Consider the following 18,808-nt stretch of genomic DNA (forward strand, 5'->3'; position numbering starts at 1 on the left):
CGGCTTATTTATAGGTGTCGGGATAGTCGTGGTATTTGCCGATTTCTACGTCGTCCAGCACCGCCAGCGCGTCCGTGGTCAGCACCGCCAGCGAGCAGTACAGCGAGATCAGGTAGGACGAAATGGCGTGGTTGTTGATGCCCATGAAGCGCACCGACAGCCCGGGGCTTTGCTCGCCCGGCAGGCCGGGCTGGAACAGGCCGACCACGCCCTGGCGCTTGTCGCCCACGCGCAGCAGCAGGATCTTGCTCTTGCCGTCGGCCACAGGTACTTTGTCGGACGGGATCAGCGGAATGCCGCGCCAGGTGATGAACTGGGAACCGAACAGGCTCACGGTGGGCGGCGGCGTGCCCCGGCGCGTGGCTTCGCGGCCGAAGGCGGCAATCGCCAGTGGGTGGGTGAGGAAGAAGGCCGGTTCTTTCCATACCTTGGTCAGCAGCTCGTCCAGGTCGTCCGGCGTGGGCGCGCCGGTCAGCGGGAAGATGCGCTGCTCGTCCGTCACTTGCGCCAGCAGGCCGTAGTCCGGGTTGTTAATCAGTTCGCTTTCCTGGTTTTCCTTGATGGTCTCTATGGTCAGGCGCAGCTGCTCCTTGATCTGGTCGTGCGGGCTGCTGTACAAGTCGGACACGCGGGTGTGCACGTCGAGGATGGTGGAGACCGCGTTGAGGAAGTACTCGCGCGGATTTTCCTCGTAGTCGACATAGGTGCGCGGCAGCTGGTTTTCTTCCTGGCGCGCGGTGCAGGTGACCTTGATCGCTTCCGGGTTCTTCACCTTGTTCAGGCGGTAGATGCCCGCTTCCACCGGCACCCATTGCAGCAGGTGCGTCAGCCAGCGCGGGCTGATGGTCTCGAGCTGCGGGGCTGTCTTGGTTGCGTTTGCTAATTGCCGTGCTGCGTTATCGCCTAGTGCTGTAGTGCCGCCAACTGTTGCGGACATCGTGACTCCATTTAAAAGATAGATTGGAAAAGCGGGTGAATATTCAAGCTGCGAGTGTGCTGGCGCCGGGCGGCGTGCTCAACATGCTATCGCCATCAACTGCGTGCCCCGCTGCACATGCATCTGCCGGATGGCTTCGCCGCGCGTGATCAGCGCCGAAGGCGTGAGCTTGAGCGCGGCGGCCAGTTTCTCCACCGTGAGCAACGAGGCAATGACGCAGCCGCGCTCGATTTCGCCTATGTAGGAGCGGTTCAGATTCGAGTTCTCCGCCAGCCGCTCCTGCGACCAGCCGCGCTCCCTGCGCAGCTGCCGCACGCCGATGCCGAAACTCTGCACCAGCGGGCTGGGAACACTGTCGGCTGCGTTCTGGGCTGCGTTCATATTCGGCTCCTGTTGCGCGCTTATGCGGCGGCGATGCTGTTGGCAAAAGCGCCTTCGCGCGACTCGGCCTGCGCCACGCGTCCGCCCGGCGGCACGTCGTGCGTGACCCACACATTGCCGCCGATGACCGCGCCTTTGCCCAGCGTGATGCGGCCGAGGATGGTGGCGCCGGCGTAGATGACCACGTCGTCCTCCACCACCGGATGGCGTGGCAGGCCTTTCTGCAGCTTGCCGTCGGCGTCGGTGGGGAAGCGCTTGGCGCCCAGCGTGACGGCCTGGTACACCCGCACGCGCTGGCCGATGACGGCCGTTTCGCCTATCACCACGCCGGTGCCGTGGTCGATGAAGAAGCCCGCGCCTATGGTGGCGCCGGGATGGATATCGATGCCGGTGGCGCCGTGGGCCAGTTCGGCCACGATGCGCGCCAGCAGTGGCAGGCCCAGTTCATACAGCTTGTTGCCGAGCCGGTAGTGGATCATGGCCAGCACGCCGGGATAGCAGAGCAGCACTTCGTCCACGCTGCGCGCCGCCGGGTCGCCCTGGTAGGCGGCCAGCACGTCGCTGTCGAGCAGGCTGCGGATGCGCGGCAGCGCGGCGGCGAAGGCGCGCACGGCGGACAGGGCGCGCTCGTCCAGGTCGTCCAGGGTTGCTCCGGACAGGGCCGCGTTGTATTTCAGTTCGCGGCGCACCTGTTTCAGCAAGGCGTGCAAGGCGGCGTCGAGGGCGTGGGCGACATGGAAGTCCTCGCTTTCCTGGCGCAGGTCCGGCGGGCCCAGGCGCATTGGAAACAGCACGCCTTTGAGGCTGTCGAGGATGGAGGCCAGCGCATTCCGCGACGGGAACTCGCGGCCGCCGGCTTCGGCCGAGCGGTCCTGCGCGCGGCGCCAGCTATGCCGCGCTTCGTGCAGATCCTGCACAACGGTGGTGATGTCGAAAGTGCTCATGTGGTTTCCTCAGTCCTGCACCCAGGGCAGGCCGCGGAAGCGCCAGCCGTCGGCCTTGCCGCGCTGTTCCTTGGCGTCGATTTCGCCTTCAAAGCCTTCGAGCACATTGAAGATGGCGGTGAAGCCGGCCTTGACGGCGGCTTCCGCCGCCAGCGCGGAACGCTTGCCGCTGCGGCACAGCAGCAGGGCCGGCACGTCCTTGCCGCCGATTTTGGCTTCCAGTTCGCGCACAAAGCGCGGGTTGCGGGTGAGCGCGGTGCCGGTGGCCCAGGGCACATGCACGCTGCCGGGCACGTGGCCGACGAATTTGCGTTCTTCTGCGGTGCGTACATCGACCAGCAGCACGCCTTGTTCGCTGAACAAGTGCCAGGCGGTGGCGGGCGGAACGCCGCCGGCGAGCGGCAGTCCGGGGGCGGTAGAGTCAACTTGCATTCAAGACCTCACGATGGATACGGGACAGTGTTTCTGATGGCGATAGACGGCAGCCAGTGGGTTGAATATACGGTTGGCGAAAACTAAACAGAACGAATAAAAACAAGTTCGAAAAGATGAAAAACGAATAAGCCAGGCCGGTATGGGGTTGCTCAGGTGGAACTTTTTTCGCCAAGCTGGGGCTGCGCCGCCAAGTTTTTTCGGGTTGGCTCTGGTCAATTCGAAATCCCGCGTATATAATTCGGGCCTCAATTCCCTGATAGCTCAGTCGGTAGAGCGACGGACTGTTAATCCGCAGGTCCCTGGTTCGAGTCCAGGTCGGGGAGCCAGAATGCCGAAAGGCCCCGCGAGTAATCGCGGGGCCTTTTTCGTTTCTGCAACCACAATTGCCGCAGAATGGGCGAATGAGGTGGACGAGTGCAGCACCGGCCAGTATTCTTGAGGTATGTGCAAGCGAGCCGTGCTCGCGGGCTAGAAAATAAAAGGGATGATGATGGTAACGGAAGACAAGGTTGTATACGGCACCGAAGATTTGCTGACCAGTCTGTGCGATTCGGTCACGCGCGTGCTGAACATCGCCACGCAAAGTACGGTGCACTACTCCGCCATGGTACAGCGGATTACCAAAGTGGGCCTGAAGCCCGATATCGGCTGTTTCGTGTTGTTCGACGGCGGCTTTACCGGCCTGGTGGTGCTGAACTTCACCAAAGACACGGCGATGGAGTTGTACGAACGCTACATGCTGCACATGGGTATGCCCAAGTCCGAGCTGGCCGGTTCGCACACCTCGGACGAGGTGTCCAACATCCTGGGCGAGCTGATGAACCAGATCGTGGGCGACTTCACGGGCAAGATCCGCCGTGAGCTGCAAACCAACATCACCCAGAACCAGCCGAAAATGCTGGTGCTGACCAAGCAGGTGATGCTGAACGTGGACACCCCGCTGGACCGTCCGGAAATGCGCCGCGTGTCGTTCTACACCGAGAAGAACAATGTGTTCTACCTGGAGCTGGCGATCGACCGCACCGAGTTTATCCGCCTGCACGACTTCGACCCGCACGAGGAAATGGACCCGGACACGCTGATGGATATGGACCATTCCAGCCCTGCAGCGGACACCGCCGCGTCGACGTCGGAAGAGGACAACGACGAGCTGCTCAAGTCCCTGGGCATGTAATCGTCAGAACGCCAGCGCTGCCGCCTGGCGCGGCAGCAGCGCCGGGCAGAAGCCGTGGCGCGCCTCAAAGGGATTGAGCCACAATTCCTTGCGCCTGAACAGGGCGGGATCGAGCTGCCGGTTGGGCAGCTCGAATCGTTTACGGCCGCACAATTTGGCGCGCCGCAGGTCGTTGCGGTGGTAGCTCAGCACCAGGCGCTCCAGCGTGCCGTCCTTCAGCAAGGCCTCCATGCCCGCCGTAATGCGCCGGTGCAGCCGCACCTCACGCGGCGAGACGAAGAACAGCGAAGGGATCTGGTCGTGCAGCAGCAGGGTTTCCTCCACGGCCAGCGTGGAGTTGGCCGGCTTGTGGGTGTCGTACTCGGCGAAGATCTCGTTCACGCCGCGCGGCAGATAGTCGAAGCGGCCCGCCATCAGCATCTGGAACAGGCCGATGTAGTTGCTGCCGGTGACCACCTTCAGCTTCGCCTCCTGCAGCGACTGCAGCGTGGCCCAGGCGCTGCCGGCGCCCGCTCTCAATTGCCCCAGTTCGTCCAGCGTTTGCGCGTTGCGCAGCGCGGGCTGGCTTTTCTGGTCGATCAGGAATATGCGCCACGACTGCAAGCCCATGTCGATGGGTATCGGCACCGGCTTCAGTTCCCGCATCCAGTCCGCCGTGGCGGGGTAGGCGGTAAGGTTGGCCAGCTTGCCTTCCTTGAGCGCCTCGAACAGGCGCGGGCGCTCCATATGCACCGCCGCGTGCTTGATCTGGTAGGGGCCGAATTCGGGCGTGGTGCGCTCCATGACGGCGTTCAGCACTGCATTCGCGTACTCGCGCCGCCGGTCGGCCTTGCTGACGGGCTGGTCGAAGATGACGACGTCCATGGCGGCGGCCTGGCCGCCGGCCAGCAGCAAGGCGGCAAGCGCGGCGCGGATATAAAGGCGGACTATCGGGTTCGGCATGGCAGTCAAGATACTGCATGATCGCGCTACAGTCCACAATTGCAAACTATCCATAGTTCGCCAGTTTGGCTAATATGGCTCCATGAAGAAAACAACATTACTCCGCGTGGTACCCGCTGCGGTGGCCGGCGCCGTGGCGCTGTATGCCGGGATTGGCTTCCTGGCTTTGCCCGCAATCGTTAAAAGCCAGGCAGTGCAGTTCACGGCCGACAAATTGCACCGTCAACTCAGCATCGATGAAGTGACATTTAATCCTTTTACGCTGGCGATGCAGATACGCGGCTTCAAGCTGCTGGAGCCGCAGGGCGGGGCGGTTTTTGCCAGCTTCGATGCGCTGTCGCTGGACCTGGCGGGCGAGTCGCTGTGGCGCCTGGCGCCGGTGGTGCAGCAGGTGCGCCTGGAGCAGCCTTATGTCCATCTGGTGCGCAAGGACGCCAATCATTACAGCATAGACGACATTCTGGAACTGGCGGCCAGCCAGCCGCCGTCGCTCGAGCCGGCGCGCTTTGCGGTGCACAATATCGAGCTTGAAGGAGGGCGCATCGCCTTCGAGGACATGCCCGCGCGCGCCACGCATACGGTGGAGGGACTGAAGCTGGGCGTGCCGTTTGTGTCGTCCATGCCGTCCGATGTGCAGGTGTTTGTCGAGCCTTTGCTGAGCGCAAAGATCAATGGCGCGCCACTGCTGGTGAAGGGCAAGGCGCGTCCCTTCAGCGACGCGAAGGAATTCGCGGTGGACCTGAACCTGGATGGCGTGGACTTGCCGCGCTATCTGGACTACTTGCCGGGCACGCCGAACTTCAAGCTGCCCGGCGCGTCGCTGAGCACGCGCTTGACGGCGAGCTTTTTACAGCCCAAGGGCAAGGCCGCCGCGCTCGTGGTGCGCGGCGAGGCGAGCCTGAAGAATCTGGCGATGACGCAGACGGATGGCAAGCCTTTGCTCAAACTGGCCGCGCTGGATGCGAAGCTGGCCAGCCTGGATATTTTCGGAGGCCGCTACGAACTGGCGCGCCTGGCCTTCGACGGCCTGGATGTGAATGTGGCGCGCGACGCCAAGGGCCGCCTGAACTTTGACCAGCTGCTGCTGCCCGCCGCTGCGCCCAAGGCGGCCGCTGTTGCACCCGCTGTTGCCCCCGCTGTTGTTCCTGTAACCAAGCCCGCGCCGCAGGACGCCGGCACGCAAGTCTCGCTGAAGGAGCTGGTGTTCAGCAACGCGTCGCTGCGCTATGCGGACGACACGCCGCAATCAGCCGCCAAGGCCGGCGTTGAAAAATTTGCGCTGACCGTGCGTGACATTGTGGCCGACACAGGCAGGAAGACAGTGGCGATAGGCGAAGTGGCGTCGTCCAGCGCGAACGTCGCCTACACGCAGGGCAAACGCGCCGCTGCCGGCGCTGCGGCTGCTCCCGCCGCCAAGGCCTCGGAGGACGCGCCTTACCTGGTGACGGTGGCGAATGTCGACATCAAGGACTGGGCGCTGCGCGTTGAGGACCGCAGCCACGCGGAGCCGGTTATTTTCGCGCTGTCCCCGGTCAGCCTCGCGGTGCAGGACATATCCACCGCGCCGGCCAGCCGCAGTAAATTCGACCTGAAAGCGGCGGTGAACAAAACCGGCCAGCTGGGCGTTTCCGGCACGCTGGGACTGGCTCCCTTCAATGCCGACCTGGCGCTGGACCTGAAAAATATCGGCCTGCTGCCGGTGCAGCCTTACGCCACCGACTACGTCAATTTGCGCTTCACGCAAGCGGCGGTGAGCACCAAGGGCAAGCTGCTGCTGGAGACCGGCAGGGACGGTGCGCTGCTGGGCGGCTTCAAAGGCAACGCCAGTTTGAACAACCTGGCCACGGTGGACAAGACCAGCGCCAACGATTTCCTGAGCTGGAAAGCGCTGTCGTTCGACGGCATGGACGTGAAGCTGCAGCCGTTCGCCCTGAGCGTGGACAAGGTGGCGCTGAGCGACTTCTTCGCCCGCGTGATTATCGACCCCACCGGCCGGCTCAATGTGCAGGACATCAAGCGCAGCGCCGCCAACGAGGACCGCAGCCTGACCGAAGCCGGCTCGCGCGCAACCGCGGCGATAGCGCAAGCCAAGGCGGCCAAGGCCGACAAGGCCGCCGCACCTGTCCGTGCGCCTGCTCCTGCTCCTGCGCCGGACGCCGCCCCCATGCCGCCCATCCGCATCGGCCAGCTCACGCTGTCCGGCGGGCGCGTGCGCTTCACCGACAACTTCATCAAGCCCAATTACACGGCCAACCTGAAAGGCATAGGCGGCACCGTCGCCGGCCTGTCGTCGGACCCGAACAGCAACGCCAGCGTATCCCTGCGCGGAGAAGTCAACAGCGCGCCGCTGCTGATCGCAGGCCGCGTCAATCCGCTGAAACGCGACCTGTCGCTGGACCTGAAAGCCGAAGTGCGCGGCATGGAGCTGGCCTCCCTGTCCGCCTACGCGGACAAATACGTCGGCTACGGCATCGAGAAAGGCAAGCTGACCTTCGAGGTGGCCTACCAGCTGGAGAACCGCGCGCTCAAGGCGGAGAACCGCCTGGTGCTGGACCAGCTCACCTTCGGCAATGAAAGCACCAACCCGGAAGCGACCAAGCTGCCGGTGCGCCTGGCGGTAGCCTTGCTGAGCGACCGCAACGGCGTCATCGACATCAACGTGCCTATCGGCGGCTCGCTGGACGACCCCGAGTTCTCGCTGGGCGGCATCATCCTCAAGGTTATCGGCAACGCCATCGTGAAGACGGTGACGGCGCCGTTCGCGCTGATTGGCTCCCTGTTCGGCGGCGGCGAAGAACTGTCCAAGCTGGACTTCGACGCCGGCCACGCCAGCCTGCTGCCCGCCAGCGAAACGCGGCTGCAGGCGCTGGCCAAGGCGCTGACCGAGCGCCCCGGCCTGAAGCTCGACATCACCGGCCGCGCCGACCCCGTGGCGGACCTGGAAGCACTCAAGCACGTAGCCATCGAGCGCAAGCTGCGCCAGCTGAAAACGCGCGACCTGCAAGCGCGCAATGCCGTGCCGGAGGGCGGCGTGGTGGTGGGCAAGGACGAATATCCGGCCCTGCTGGCGCGCGTGTACAAGGATGAAACCTTCGCCAAGCCCAAGAACGCGCTCGGCCTGCAAAAAACGCTGCCGCCGGAAGAAATGGAAAAGCTGATGCTGGCCAATTCCACCGTCACCGAGGCGGACGTGCTGGCCCTGGGCGCGCGCCGCGCGCAAGCGGCCAAGGATTGGCTGAGCAGCACCGGCGCGGTGCCGTCCGAACGCATCTTCATCGTCACCGCCAAGACTTCGCCGGCATTCTGCGGCGTGGATTTTGCACTGAGGTAATAAATTGCATAACACATATCGCGAAAAATATGTTGTTCCTGTTGATATAGGGCATATATAATTCGCGCACTTTTGATGCAAGGTGTTGGGGCCGCGCCACTAGCGCGGCCTTTTGCATTTTGCGCAACATAAAACACTCCCTACGAGGGAGGGGTTGGAGACAACTTTCTCAACCAAGCACGACCCAGACAGGAATGTGAATGATGAAGATGTCCAAGATGCAGAAGCGATTTTCCCGCACCGGCGGCGCCGTACTGGCGCTGAGCGCACTGGTGCCAGGCGGCGCGGCCATGGCCCAATCGGCCGACGCGCAGCAAGCCCAGGCCGGCCAGCTGGAAACGGTTACCGTGACCGCGCAGCGTCGTACCGAAAACATCCGCGACGTGCCGGTATCGGTCTCCTCGCTGAAGGATGAAAAGCTGGACGTGATCCTGTCCGGCGGCCAGGACATCCGCGTACTGGCAGGCAAAGTGCCCAGCCTGAACGTGGAATCGTCGACCGGCCGCGTGTTCCCGCGCTTCTACATCCGTGGCTACGGCAATGCCGACTTCAGCACCTTCGCATCGCAGCCCGTGTCGCTGATCTATGACGACGTCGTTCAAGAGAACCCTATCCTCAAGGGCTATCCGATGTTCGACCTGGCCAACGTGGAAGTGCTGCGCGGCCCGCAAGGCACGCTGTTCGGCCGCAACACCCCGGCCGGCGTGGTCAAGTTCGAATCGGCCAAGCCTAGCCTGAAAGGCACGGAAGGCTATTACAACCTGTCCTACGCCAGCCACGGCACCGCCAACGTGGAAGGCGCGTTCAACATTCCGCTGTCGAACGAGTGGGCCATGCGCGTATCGGCGCTGCGCCAGCACCGCGACGACTACGTGTCGAACACCTACACCAAGGAAAACGACTCGCTGGAAGGCTACAACGAACACGCCGAGCGCGTGCAAGTGCTGTACAAGCCGAACGCCGACTTCAACGCGCTGTTCAATGTGCACCAGCGCGTGACCACCGGCAGCTCGCGCCTGTTCCGCGCCAATATCATCAAGAAGGGCACGAACGACCTGGTGGACGGCTTTGACGCCGACACGATCGCCACCAACGGCCAGAATTACCAGAACCTGAAAACCACCGGCGGCAACGTGCGCCTGAGCTGGGACCTGGGCGCCGTCAAGCTGTACTCGATCACCGGCTACGAAGCCATCAACCAGTACCTGAGCCGCGGCGACATCGACGGCGGCAATCCGGGCAACGCGCCGGCCGTGCCGTTCCAGGTGGAGACCGCAGGCAGCATCCCCGACCTGAAGCAGTACTCGCAAGAGTTCCGCGTGGAGTCGAAGAACGCCGGTCCGCTGAACTGGCAGGCAGGCGTGTACTACTTCAATGAAGACGCCACCGGCACCACCGACAACTTCAGCACCGCCGGCGTGCGCACCACCCGCGTGACCAGCCAGCAGAAGAACACCGCCTGGGCGGCCTTCGGCTCCGTGAACTACGCCGTGAACGAGCAGTTCACCGTGCGCGGCGGCCTGCGCTACACCAAGGACAAGAAGGACTTCAACACCCTGGAAGCGATCAACACCACGCTGGTGGGCCCATCGTCGGTGGACGCCAGCAAGGACAAGATCAACTGGGACCTGAGCGGCACCTACGCGCTGAACAAGGACGTGAGCGTGTACGGCCGCGTGGCGACCGGCTTCCGCGCGCCGAGTATCGCCGCCGCATCGACCTCGGTGCCGATCACCGTGGCCGACGCCGAGACCATCACCTCGGTGGAAGCCGGCGTGAAGGCCGACCTGCTGAACCGCCGCGCGCGCGCTTCGCTGAGCGTGTACCAGTACGACGTGAAGAACCAGCAGCTGACCGTGGTTGGCGGCAACTCCAACGTCAACAAGCTGATCAACGCAGCCAAGACCAAGGGCCACGGCCTGGAAGGCGAGATCGAAGGCTTCATCACCAACCAGTTCAAGGTTGCGCTGAGCGGTTCGTACAACTTCACCGAAATCAACGACGCGTCGCTGTCGGTGAACAAGTGCGCGCAATGCACGGTGATGGACCCGATCAACGCCGCTGGCCGCGTGGTCATCGACGGCAACGCGCTGCCGCAGGCGCCGAAGTGGATCTTCAACGCCAGCGCGCGCTACAACTGGCCGCTGGCTGAAGGCAACCTGTTCGTGCTGACCGACTGGTCCTACCGCAGCAAGGTGAATTTCTTCTTGTACGAAGCCAAGGAGTTCACCGGCAAGGCGCTGACCGAAGGCGGCGTGCGCGTGGGCTACAACTGGGCGGGCGGCAAGTATGAAGTGGCAGCATTCGGCCGCAACATCACCGACACCCAGCGCATCACCGGCGCCATCGACTTCAACAACCTGACCGGCTTCATCAACGAGCCGCGCCAGTGGGGCGTGCAGTTCAAAGGCAGCTTCTAAGCAGCCCGCAGGCGGCCCGGACCCGGCGGAATATTTTCCGCCGGGGCTGGACAGCCTGAAACTGGGTCACTATAATGTGGCCTCTTTTCCCTGATAGCTCAGTCGGTAGAGCGACGGACTGTTAATCCGCAGGTCCCTGGTTCGAGTCCAGGTCGGGGAGCCAGAATTCAGTAGCACCAAAAAGCCCAGCCTTAAACGGTTGGGCTTTTTGCGTTTCAGAGCCCTGTTTTGATTTTCGTCAATGCCTTTGCTTGCAAAGAGCGTAATTTGAACTGTCTATTATTTGTTAGTACAATAAATTAATGCTGACGGTCATTGAGACACCGGAGTTCATTTCCTCGGCTGTAAAAATTTGGAGCGACGAGGAGCGTATGGACTTCATCGACTGGATTTCGCTTCATCCATTGGCTGGTGAAGTTATTCCTGGGTCTGGCGGTCTGCGCAAGCTGCGTTGGGGGCGTCCCGGTATCGGCAAACGGGGTGGTGCGCGTGTCATTTATTTTGCGCGACTTCGTAGTGGTGAGGTGGTCCTGTTGCTGGTATATGCAAAGGCGAAATTCGACAATTTGCGGCCCGAATTCTTGTTGAAGTTGAAGGAGAAGTTTGATGAGCAAAGCCGCTTTGGTGGTTGATCCTGAAGTCGCCGAGTTTGAGGCGGCGCTGCTGCGCAGCGTGGAACAGGCAGGACTCGGATTGGGACGTGTATCTACGCCCGAGCAGATTGCGGCCCGCCGTGGTCGTCCTCCCGGCAGCACCAAGCCCAGCCCCAAAGTTGCGACCACTATCCGTTTTGATCGGGATGTCATTGACGGTTTGAAGGCAACCGGAAGGGGCTGGCAAACACGTGTGAACGACGCGATGCGGGAGTGGCTTAAAACACAGTCCGGAACTTAGTTAACTAAATTAGGAGCCGGAATGCATAAGGCTGCATTCCGGGCCATGATCAACATGGTGAGCAAACGGCGGCTGCATCGCCGCGCATGAGGCGGCTGGACTACACTGGCTCGCCTGCCATATCCACCGGTCCTTCCAGGAGTCCCATGCGCGCTTTCAGCACCATCTCCGTCATGGCCATCGCGGCCGCCATCGCATCGCTGCCCGCAGCCGCCCAGGCCCAGCTTCCATCCCATGCCGCCGAACCGTTCCCGGTGGCCATCGAGGTCGACGCCGCCAAGTCGGCGGGCCCGCTCACGCCGATCTGGCGCTTCTTCGGCGCCGACGAACCCAATTACGCCACCATGAAGGATGGCCGCAAGCTGCTCAAGAATCTTGGCGAGCTGCGCCCCGGCCATGTGTATTTCCGCACCCACAACCTGCTTAACACCGGCGACGGCACCGGCGCCTTCAAGTGGGGCAGCACCAACGCCTATACCGAAGACAAGGACGGCAAACCGGTGTACGACTGGACCGTGGTCGACGGCATCATCGACACTTACCTGGCGCGCGGCGTGCGGCCTTACTTGCAGATCGGCTTCATGCCCGAGGCGCTGTCGAGCGCCAAGCCCGGCACACCTTACCAGCACAGCTGGCGCCCCGGCTTTGCCTATGAGTTGATTGAAGGGGGCTGGAACGCGCCGCCCAAGGACTACGCCAAGTGGGGCGAACTGGCCTACCAGTGGACCAAGCATAATGTGGAGCGCTACGGCCGCGACGAAGTGAAAACCTGGTACTTCCAGGTCTGGAACGAACCCAACGGAAAATCGTACTGGACCGGCACCCAGGCCGAATTCAACAAGCTGCACGACTACGCCATTGCCGGGGTGCGCAGGGCGTTGCCTGAAGCGCGCGTGGGCGGCCCCGACGTGGCCGGCCCCGGCGGACAATTCATGGACGCCTTCCTCGATCACGTGGCCAACGGCACCAACCACGCCACCGGCGAAATCGGCACGCCCACCGACTTTTTGGCCTTTCACGCCAAGGGCAGCCCCACGCTCGTGGACGGCCATGTACGCATGGGCATAGCCAAGCAGTTGCAGGGCGTCGATGCCGGTTTCCGCCGCATCGCCGGCGTGCCCAAGCTCAAGGACAAGCCTATCGTGATTGGCGAGAACGACCCCGAAGGCTGCGCCGCCTGCCCCGGCCCGCAAAACGCTTACCGCAACAGCACCATGTATTCCAGCTACACGGCGGCCAGCTACAAGCGCATCTGGCAACTGGCCGCGCGCAACCAGGTCAACCTGGACGGCGCGCTGACCTGGGCGTTTACCTTCGAGGACCAGCCGTGGTTTGCCGGCTACCGCCAACTGGCAAGCAATGGGGTCGACCTGCCGGTGCTCAACGTGTTCCGCATGTTCGCCAAGCTGGGCGCCACGCAACTGGTGGCCAGTAGTGATGGCGAAACTCCGCTCGACGATATCTTGAAGAACGGCGTGCGCGGCAAGGCCGACGTTGGCGTTCTGGCCTCGCGCACCGACGACGGCAAGGTGGCCGTGCTGGTATGGCACTACCACGACGACGACGTGGCCGGTCCTGACGCCGCCATCGCACTCAAGCTCACCGGTCTGGGGCGCCAGACCAAAGCGACCCAATGGCGCGTGGACGGCAGCACCGCCAACGCCTTCAGCGCCTGGAAGGCGATGGGCGCACCGCAATCGCCCAACGAAAAACAATACGTGGAACTGGAGCGGGCATCGGTGATGCACGCGGCCACATTGCCGGCGCCGGCGATCAGTAATGGCGCCGCCACTATCCGCTTCGCGCTGCCGCGCCAAGGCGTGAGCTTACTGGTACTGGAGTAAATCCGGATCGCGAAAGCGCTGCTCAATGGCGCTCGCGTATGACCGGCGACGGCGGCACACTGGAACATGAGTTGATTCTGCTCAACGCTACAGCACGGAGGTCGCATTAGGATGGGGCTTTATGCCCATAGAGGTGCGAAATGCCATACGTTGCAATCGAAAGCTATAGCAAGCAAACCGAAAAAGTCGGTAGTGGCCAGTGTGTGGATAGGCCAAAACCCGGTCAAGCGGAAAATCTACTTCGGCCGCCCCGCGAGCAGAGGCGTGGCACAGCGTCCTGAGCTTTACTTTATCGTGCAATGAAGCTTCACTTGACTCTTGCCTTGTCGCTCCTGGCCGTGGCCTGCGGTGCGCCCGCGCGGCCTTTGAGCTGCCCTGCGGTAGGACCTGCTAAATGGGGGCTTGACCGGGCAACGCTGGCATCGGTGCGGATAGTCTCGTTTCATCGAGAGAATAAGACTCTGGATGACGCCGTGCTGCCTATCATGGCGCCCGCAACCGAGACCATACACAGAGGCGTTGTATCTCAAAAGTGGGCTATGAATACTGACGCGCCGCAGTTCGCTGACTATGTCGATTGTCTTTACTCAGGCACGGAAAAATATGTGCGCCTGGACGCATCGAAAACCCGCGAATGCCGCGCTCGCTGGCGCCAGCATGGCCAGCAAGTCACTTTGATTTCATTCGGGTGCGACTAGTACGGAAGTTAGTGCCTTCCGCCCCAATTTTTGACGATAGCTTTCTGCGGCTTGACGCAGACGGTCACCAGGCTCGCTGGCGCTCAGCAATGCTGATATGAGAGCAACTTGATCGTCTCGTGCCAAGTGAATCAGCTTATGTTCTTGCATGAGCTTGGCTGCGGTCTCTCGCACTGTATCCGACATAGTAGTACCTCATTTCAGCCCGCATACATCTACCTCTTTTCGAGGGATAGCGGAAGATCACCGGATTTTCGCCTTTTCAGTCGCCGACCTTATCCTTGGCTTTCTGGAAGCGCGTGATTGCCGAGGCCAGGATTTCGAGGTTGCCGCCGTTGACCGGCTCGAAGCTGTTGCGGCTGGTGTGGAAGGACAGGTGCTCGTCCTCGCCGCCTTTTTGCCGCATGCCGATTTTCTTCAGCTCGCTGCGCCCGTACACGCATTCCTTGGCCTGGCCGTTTTCGTTGAAGATCGAGTAAGAATAGCATTCGTGCACTTCGCCGCGCCCGATGTTGTCCTTGTGCGGATGGTCCTGCGTGATGCGGCCAAACTGCACCAGCACCTGCTGCTTGCCGTCCACTTCCACGGTCTTGGGGTTGAGCCCGCCCGCGTCGGCGAAGTAGACGGTGAACTTGATGTCCGCCAGGTCGCCTGTGTAGCCAAGAATGTTTTCTTTCTTGTAGAAATCGTCCCGATAGCCCATGGTGCGTCCTCCTTTGCTGGTCTATTCAACATAGCACAGCGAAAAAGTTTCACATCCCTAATCTTTCAGGCCCTTGCCGGAGAGGATGTGCGGCACGCATTTGTCCACCCGGGCACTGCGGGTGGCGGCTTGCTTTGCTTCGGAGAAATACAGCAGGTAGGCGCGCTGGCGGCCCGGCGTGAGCGCTTCGAAGGCTTCCTGCAGGGCCGGCGAGTCGTCCAGCCTGGCCTGGAATTCCTCGGCCATGTCGAAATCCGCCGTGGTCTTGAACGGCACTTCCAGGCCGGCCTGTTCCACCGCGATGGCGGCTTTGACGTAGGCTTTGATGGCGCCGCGCAGCTGGTCCACCTGGGCGGGACTGGTGAAGCGGATCTGGCGCGCGGCCTGCACGTTTTTGGTCTGCTGCACCAGGATGCCTTCCTCGTCCTTGAGCAGGGCGCCCTTGAAAAACAGGATGGCGCAATAGTCCTTGAAGGTGTGGATCAGCACGATATTGCTGCCCTGGTGCGTGTAGCAGGGCACGCCCCATTTGAGTTCTTCGTCCAGCTTGCAGCCGAGTATGATGGCCCGCAATTTTTGCAGCTCCTCCTGCCAGGCCGTGGCCTGCTGCAGGTAGGCGTCTACCTTGGGATTCATGTCATTTTTTTATGGAAGTTGACGGTTTGCGCAGCATAGCACGATCGTTTTCCCGTAGCGCGGCGTTGAATTTGCGCAGCAGTTCGTCATCCACGCGCTTGCTGCACATCAGCCGGCGCGGGTAGCCGGCCGGCATTTCGGGGAACTCGATGATGCGAATGCTGCCGCCGCTGATGGAGCCATGCTCCAGGTGGTAGCGGATTTCCTCCAGCGGCGCAAAGCTGATGTCGGCGCGGCCGGCGGCGATCATCTTGAACAGCTGGTGCATGTCGCCGTTGGTGTCCATGCGCTGCGCCGTCATGGCGGCAATGGCCTGGTCCAGGTAGTCGCCGTAGACGAAGCCTTGTTTCAGCAGGATTTTGGTATTGGGGTCGGAGAAGATGGCGCGCACGGTGGCGTTGGGCGGCGGCGTGTAGCTGCGGGAGGCGAAGGCGGCCCAGGGTGAGTCTTGCGATACCGGGTCGCTGAATTTGGCGTAGCGCTCGCGTTCCGGCGTCTTGTACCAGCCCACCGAGCACAGGTTTTCCTGGTTGGCCTGCAGGCGCTGCAGCTGGCGCAGCGCCGGCACTTCCTCCCACGCCACGTCGATGCCGGCGCGCCGGAAGGCCGCAGCCGTGGGCGCGACCGAAATGCCGCTCATCTGCTTGCCGGGACCCACCATCAGATAGGGCGCGCGCTGGACGACTTGCAGGATCAGGGCGGGGGCGGCGTTGCTGGGCGGCAGGGCGGACAATACGGCAAGTGCGGCAAGCACGGCAGGGGCACAGAGGCGATTCTTCTTCATGCAGCCAGCATAGAAGCGGGCCTGGCGGCAGTCACCATGCTTTAGGATGGGCCGGACGGCCGGGCCGGCGCGGCGGCGGCCAGCAGCCCGGCCTGGCGCGCGCGGTGCACGGCCTGGCCCCGGTTGTGCACGTCGAGCTTGCTGAAGATTTGCGCCAGATGCCACTTGACCGTATTGACCGACAGGCCGAGGCTGCTTGCCACGTCGCGGTTGCTGCGGCCCTCGGCCACCAGCGCCAGCAGGGACAGCTCGGTGCGGGTGAGGCCGTCGGCCGGCTGATGGACGCCGTCCGCGCCGGTGGCGTAGTCCAGCAGCAGGCGCAGGTGGTCGGCGGCGGCCGGGCTCAGGCTGCGCGGCCGCGCTTGCAGTTTGCGCAGCAGCAGCGTAACGCCCGTGCCTTCGTCCAGGAAGGTGCGCACCAGGCCGGACTTGGCGGCCTGCTCGGCCGCCAGCGCCAGTTGCGCCAGGGCTTCGTCTTCCTGGCCGGTCTGCTCCAGCGCCAGCGCCAGCAGCACGCGCAGCTTGGCGGCGCGCCACAGCCGCCCGGTAGCGGTGGCGTGGCTGAGCAGCGGGCGCAGCTGTGCCACGGCCGCTTCGGGGCGGCCGGCGCTGGTGTCGAGCCGGGCTTGCGCTATGCCGGCGCCGTCTATCTCCTGGCTGGGGAAGATCCAGGCGGCCGGCGCGCCGGAGGGCAGGGCCAGCTGTGCAGCGTAGGCGGCAATGGCGCTGCGGCTGTTGCCCAGCACCGCCAGGCGCGACAGTTCGCCTTCCAGCGCGGCGGCGACTTGCGGCGGCCGGTTGCCGCCTATTTTCATGATTTCCCCTTCCAGCCAGCGCTTGGCGCTGGCCGTGCCGTGCTGCAGCGCCCACATGCGGGTCTGGATCACCAGGGCGGCGCTGAAGGTGTCCCAATGCAGCGAAATGCCGGCCAGGCCGCGCGCCACTTTCATGCGGTCGGCCAGCGCGTCCATCAGGTTGCGCTCGTACAGCACCATCAGCAGCAGGGCGGCGCTGTAGGAGTAGTGGAAGGTGGGGGCGATGGTGTCGCTGTGCTGGTGCAGGATGGCGTCTATGCTGGCCAGCTGCTGCAGGCAGATGTCGAGCCGGCCTTCCACCGCGTCCAGGTAGGCCTGCACGAAGATGACGACCGCCGTGTTGCTGATGTTGCCCGATTCGGCGCAGATGCGGCGCGCGGTGATGAGCATGCCGGCGGCCTGCGGCAGCATGCCGCGCACCAGATAGGAATAGGCCAGCACGGTGGCCAGCACGCCGCGTTCGTGCGGATTGGCGTGCTGCTGGTCCGGCCAGTGGAGCTCGGCCAGGCGGATGGCGCTGTCCACGTCGCCCAGCTGGAAGGCCAGCACCGGCTCGTAGGCGCGCAGCGCGTCGCCATAGGCCGGGTCGGCGTCCGGCAGCGTGCTTTGTTCGCGGAAGTAGCCCAGCCAGCGCGCGGCGTCCGCCAGCCGGGTGGAATAGCTCAGCGCCACCACCAGGTTGCGCGTGATGTTGGGGCGGCGCCGCAGCAGCGCTTCCGGCAGTTGGTCGCAGCACAGCAGCAGGCTGGGGAACTGGCCGCTGGCGCGCAGCGCTCCGGCCAGCGTTTCCAGGGCGTCTGCCGCGCCTTCGTGGTCGCCGGCCATGATGTAGTAGTCGAACGCTTCCAGGCCGCGCCCCTGGCCCAGCAGCCAGGCCGCCGCGCGCGCCGCGCTGCTGCCCGGCGCCTGCTGCCGGCCTGCGTGGTGGCGCGCGATATGCTGGGCGAACAAGGGGTGGTATCGGTACCACTGGTCGCCCAGCGGATGGATGGGCAGGCCGGCCAGGCGCAGCCGGGCGATCAGCTGCGCGCTGTCGCCGGCGCCGCGCACGGCGTCGGCCAGTTCGGCGCTGAAGGAGGCCAGCGGCGCGGTGGCTTTCAGGAAGGCCTGGATATCCTCCGGCTGGGCCTGCAGTACTTCGGCCGCCAGATAGTCGCTCAGCTCGCTGCCGTGCAGGCAGGGCAGGCCGGCCGTGCTGCCGCCCTGGATGCGGCGCCAGGCCAGCACCAGCAACTCCACCGCCGCCGGCCAGCCCTCGGTTTGCTCGCGCAGCCAGGCCAGTTCGCGCTCGTCCAGATAAAGCGCGCTTTGCCGCAGGTAGCTGGCGGTTTCGTCGGGCGCGAAGCGCAGCTGCTCCAGGTTGAGCTCGCACAGCACCTTGCGCACCTTGAGGTTGGCCACGCTGACCTGGTGCAGGCTGCGCCCGGCCAGGAAGATGTGCAGGCCGGGCGCCAGGATTTCGGTGGCGATGGAGAGCAGCAGCCGGATGGCGGCGGCGTCGAGCTGGTCCACTTCGTCCAGGAACAAATGGGTGATGCGCGCCTGCTTGAGCGAGCGCACCGGCGCGTCCGGCTGCGGATGCTCGCCGTGCAGCGCGGCGCGCAGGCTGAGCAGCATGCGCGCGGGGTCGTTGTCGGCGCTGTCGAAAGTCAGCCAGCCGACGGCAGCGCCGCGGCTGCGCCAGTCCGCGTGCAGCAGGCGCAGCACCGAGGTCTTGCCGTAGCCGGCCGGGGCGCGCAGCAGCACCAGGCGGTAGGAACGCGCCTGCTCCAGGCGGGCCATGATGCCGGTGCGGGGCAGCAGGGCGCTGGCGGTGGAGGGCGGCGCCAGCTTTTGGGCGAGACGGTCAAACATGAGGCGGCCGGGTCCG

General features: G+C 63.7%; 16 protein-coding genes and 2 tRNA genes. 8 read left to right on the forward strand and 10 right to left on the reverse strand.

Going from position 1 to position 18,808, the window contains the following annotated elements:
* Positions 1-4 precede the first annotated feature (4 nt).
* The 4 genes from AC07S4_RS14030 to AC07S4_RS14045 form a co-directional block, all read right to left on the reverse strand.
* Positions 5-937, reverse strand: coding sequence for a family 2A encapsulin nanocompartment shell protein (locus AC07S4_RS14030; protein ID WP_494987241.1), 933 nt, complete (start codon positions 935-937; stop codon positions 5-7).
* A gap of 78 nt (positions 938-1,015) precedes the next feature.
* Positions 1,016-1,318, reverse strand: a complete 303-nt coding sequence (locus AC07S4_RS14035) for a helix-turn-helix domain-containing protein (RefSeq protein ID WP_494987242.1) — start codon at positions 1,316-1,318, stop codon at positions 1,016-1,018.
* Between the two features lie 20 nt (positions 1,319-1,338).
* A complete protein-coding gene (epsC, locus tag AC07S4_RS14040) occupies positions 1,339-2,262 on the reverse strand; it encodes a serine O-acetyltransferase EpsC (RefSeq protein ID WP_494987243.1) in 924 nt (307 codons plus the stop codon).
* Between the two features lie 9 nt (positions 2,263-2,271).
* On the reverse strand, positions 2,272-2,694 hold the full coding sequence (locus AC07S4_RS14045) for a rhodanese-like domain-containing protein (RefSeq protein WP_494987244.1): 423 nt from the start codon (positions 2,692-2,694) through the stop codon (positions 2,272-2,274).
* Between the two features lie 253 nt (positions 2,695-2,947).
* Between AC07S4_RS14045 and AC07S4_RS14050 the strand changes: the two genes are divergently transcribed.
* A tRNA-Asn gene (locus tag AC07S4_RS14050) sits at positions 2,948-3,023 on the forward strand.
* Between the two features lie 161 nt (positions 3,024-3,184).
* Entirely contained in the window at positions 3,185-3,871 is a 687-nt protein-coding gene (locus AC07S4_RS14055; RefSeq protein ID WP_494987739.1) for a DUF3334 family protein, read from the forward strand.
* A gap of 3 nt (positions 3,872-3,874) precedes the next feature.
* Here the strand turns inward: AC07S4_RS14055 and AC07S4_RS14060 are convergent, their stop codons facing one another.
* Positions 3,875-4,813: a hypothetical protein gene (locus AC07S4_RS14060; RefSeq protein ID WP_494987245.1), complete on the reverse strand. Its 939-nt coding sequence runs from the start codon at positions 4,811-4,813 to the stop codon at positions 3,875-3,877.
* 82 nt (positions 4,814-4,895) lie between these two features.
* Here AC07S4_RS14060 and AC07S4_RS14065 point away from each other — a divergent pair, with 82 nt between their 5' ends.
* The 6 genes from AC07S4_RS14065 to AC07S4_RS14090 all read left to right on the forward strand — a co-directional run bounded on the left by AC07S4_RS14065 (position 4,896) and on the right by AC07S4_RS14090 (position 13,302).
* Positions 4,896-8,144 carry a DUF748 domain-containing protein gene (locus AC07S4_RS14065; protein ID WP_494987246.1) on the forward strand — a complete coding sequence of 1,083 codons (3,249 nt, stop codon included), beginning with the start codon at positions 4,896-4,898 and terminating at the stop codon, positions 8,142-8,144.
* Between the two features lie 200 nt (positions 8,145-8,344).
* Positions 8,345-10,564 carry a TonB-dependent receptor gene (locus AC07S4_RS14070; RefSeq protein WP_494987247.1) on the forward strand — a complete coding sequence of 740 codons (2,220 nt, stop codon included), beginning with the start codon at positions 8,345-8,347 and terminating at the stop codon, positions 10,562-10,564.
* Between the two features lie 87 nt (positions 10,565-10,651).
* Positions 10,652-10,727: transfer RNA gene (locus AC07S4_RS14075), tRNA-Asn, on the forward strand.
* A gap of 139 nt (positions 10,728-10,866) precedes the next feature.
* The gene (locus AC07S4_RS14080) at positions 10,867-11,196 is read left to right on the forward strand and encodes a transcriptional regulator (protein ID WP_494987248.1); all 330 of its coding nucleotides are present in this window, start codon (positions 10,867-10,869) and stop codon (positions 11,194-11,196) included.
* Complete coding sequence (locus AC07S4_RS14085; protein ID WP_494987249.1) at positions 11,171-11,458, forward strand: BrnA antitoxin family protein; 288 nt, start codon at positions 11,171-11,173, stop codon at positions 11,456-11,458. The genes AC07S4_RS14080 and AC07S4_RS14085 overlap by 26 nt, the downstream gene beginning before the upstream one ends.
* A 146-nt stretch (positions 11,459-11,604) precedes the next feature.
* Positions 11,605-13,302: a GH39 family glycosyl hydrolase gene (locus tag AC07S4_RS14090; protein WP_494987250.1), complete on the forward strand. Its 1,698-nt coding sequence runs from the start codon at positions 11,605-11,607 to the stop codon at positions 13,300-13,302.
* A 680-nt stretch (positions 13,303-13,982) separates the two neighbouring features.
* On the opposite strand, the gene AC07S4_RS14095 is transcribed toward AC07S4_RS14090, so the two are convergent.
* From AC07S4_RS14095 to AC07S4_RS14115, 5 genes are all read right to left on the reverse strand, one after another.
* On the reverse strand, positions 13,983-14,186 hold the full coding sequence (locus tag AC07S4_RS14095) for a type II toxin -antitoxin system TacA 1-like antitoxin (RefSeq protein ID WP_494987251.1): 204 nt from the start codon (positions 14,184-14,186) through the stop codon (positions 13,983-13,985).
* A 76-nt stretch (positions 14,187-14,262) separates the two neighbouring features.
* Positions 14,263-14,703, reverse strand: coding sequence for a hypothetical protein (locus tag AC07S4_RS14100; protein WP_494987252.1), 441 nt, complete (start codon positions 14,701-14,703; stop codon positions 14,263-14,265).
* A 57-nt stretch (positions 14,704-14,760) separates the two neighbouring features.
* On the reverse strand, positions 14,761-15,339 hold the full coding sequence (locus AC07S4_RS14105) for a YdeI/OmpD-associated family protein (RefSeq protein ID WP_494987253.1): 579 nt from the start codon (positions 15,337-15,339) through the stop codon (positions 14,761-14,763).
* A gap of 1 nt (position 15,340) precedes the next feature.
* Entirely contained in the window at positions 15,341-16,123 is a 783-nt protein-coding gene (locus AC07S4_RS14110) for a substrate-binding periplasmic protein (RefSeq protein ID WP_494987254.1), read from the reverse strand.
* Positions 16,124-16,164: 41 nt separating this feature from the next.
* On the reverse strand, positions 16,165-18,792 hold the full coding sequence (locus tag AC07S4_RS14115) for a winged helix-turn-helix domain-containing protein (protein WP_494987255.1): 2,628 nt from the start codon (positions 18,790-18,792) through the stop codon (positions 16,165-16,167).
* Positions 18,793-18,808 lie beyond the last annotated feature (16 nt).

The sequence above is a fragment of the Pseudoduganella sp. GW821-FHT05F09 genome (assembly GCF_059419605.1).